2 protein-coding genes are annotated in these 1,739 nt (G+C 72.4%); one reads left to right on the forward strand and one right to left on the reverse strand.

What is annotated here, in order from left to right; all coding sequences use genetic code 11:
• Positions 1-494 precede the first annotated feature (494 nt).
• Positions 495-1,064, forward strand: a complete 570-nt coding sequence (locus ACFU5O_RS37430; RefSeq protein WP_384247490.1) for a hypothetical protein — start codon at positions 495-497, stop codon at positions 1,062-1,064.
• Positions 1,065-1,194: 130 nt separating this feature from the next.
• Here the strand turns inward: ACFU5O_RS37430 and ACFU5O_RS37435 are convergent.
• On the reverse strand, positions 1,195-1,739 hold a 545-nt coding region (locus ACFU5O_RS37435), incomplete at its 5' end, for a hypothetical protein (protein ID WP_384247493.1).

Genomic DNA, 1,739 nt, shown 5'->3' on the forward strand with positions numbered 1-1,739 from the left:
CGAAGCATCACCTCGATGAACAACTTGCACGAGAGGTGTGCATCACTGTGATTGATTGTGTAAAGTCTGGGATCAGGCATCATCACCCTGAAGCCCCGCAGGGCCAGGAGGCTTTCGGTACGCGGGTGTGGCGGCTGCTCGCTCAAGCCGGGGCCTTTCTCCTGGACTGCCCGATCAGGCCGCGTACAACGGGCGGCTGACGGCAGCTTGCCCCTGCGCTTGGGCGGGCGGCGTTGAGGGCCGGCGGGTGTTCCGTGCGGCGGGAGCATGGCGTGGTGCATCGTCTGCGCTTTCCCGCGAGGCGGGATGCCTATGGCCGCTGCCCTGCGCGCGGAGCTCCGGGCCGCTCACGATGACCCCGGGGGGCAGTCGGGCCCCGGATGAGTGCTGACGTGGCCGGTGGTCTTCCCACACGTCCTGGTCGGCGAAGCCATCGAGCAGGGGTGGGGAGCTGTTGCCGGGTGAGGATGACCGATCGGCAGATGGTGCAGTGCGTGGGCATACAGGACGAGCTCGTCGCCTGTGCCGGACCTGGCCGGCGGGTGCGCTGGGCGTTCGGGCCCCACTCCCCCGTGCCGGCGTGGGTACGCGCAGAGTTCGACGGGCGCCTGGAGGGCTGCGACCTGCTGTACGGGCGCAGCCTGGGCTATGTCAGCGAGCCGCTGGACTGGCAGCGGCTGCATGCCGCATACGCCACGCGCGGGTTCACCGTCAGCGCGCCCCAGGGCCGGCCGGACCTCGTCACGGTGTGCTGGGCGAGGGATCTGGCACGGTCCGCCGGGGGCAGCCCGGTCATGGTCGTCCACATGGACCTGGTGGTCGACGAGGACCATCTGACCGGTCTGGAGGTATCCGTGCGGGCGCTGGTCCCGGACACCGGAGCCGAGCCCGGCGACGAAGTGCTGGGGGAGTTGTGTGCACTGTTCGGCGAGCCCCAGTACCTCCCTGGCCTGCACCTGGCGGAATTGGACTGCGGCCCGCCCATGCCCGCGGGCATGGGCTGGCTCGACCACATCCCGTCTGTGCCTGTGGGCATGGACGGCTTCGTGCACTGGTCCTGGTAGCCGGGGCTCCTGACCGTCGCCGGTCGGCGCGGGGCCGGGCTCTAGCCGGGACGGTTGATCCAGCCGCAGGGGGGCGCGGCGTGCCGGTGCGGGAGACGGTTACCGGGCGCCGCGTGGGTGGCGCAGGACTCTAGCCGGGACGGCCCATCCGGCGGCGGCCACCAGTGCGCAGCGCTTGGGTGCGGCGGGGACGGTTGCCGGGCGCATCAGCGCCGCCCTGCGGGGAGGGTGCGGAGAATCCCTGCGGCACGCTTGAACGGGCCGGGGCGGGAACGGCCTTGGCGGGTTCGGCGGCGGCTTTGCGGGGGCGCTGGGCGCGGGCGACGATGCGGGCGTGGGGCAGGAGCGGTGCGCAGGTCTCGCAGACTTCGGCGATCGTCCAGACCCGGCCGACGGTCGCATCGTGCCGCACGACGAGGACGACTGCTCCAGCGCAGTGGACCCGCTGCTCTGCGTGGCCGGCGCACTGCCGGGCGCGGCAGTGGCAGGAAGCGTGGGGGCGGACGGTGGCCGCGCGTGCGTGGGCGCCGGCGTGGGCGGCAGCGAAGGCGCGGAGGTCGGTGATGTTCTTGGAGCGGGCCGGCATCCGGCATGCGGCGGTGGAGCAGGCGACGGTGGCGGTCCTGTCGCTGTGGCCGGTCAGCCGGATGGTCCAGGACCGGCCCGGGACGCGGT

It is taken from the genome of Streptomyces sp. NPDC057445 (assembly GCF_042802855.1).
In the GTDB taxonomy this organism is placed as follows: Bacteria; Actinomycetota; Actinomycetes; order Streptomycetales; family Streptomycetaceae; genus Streptomyces.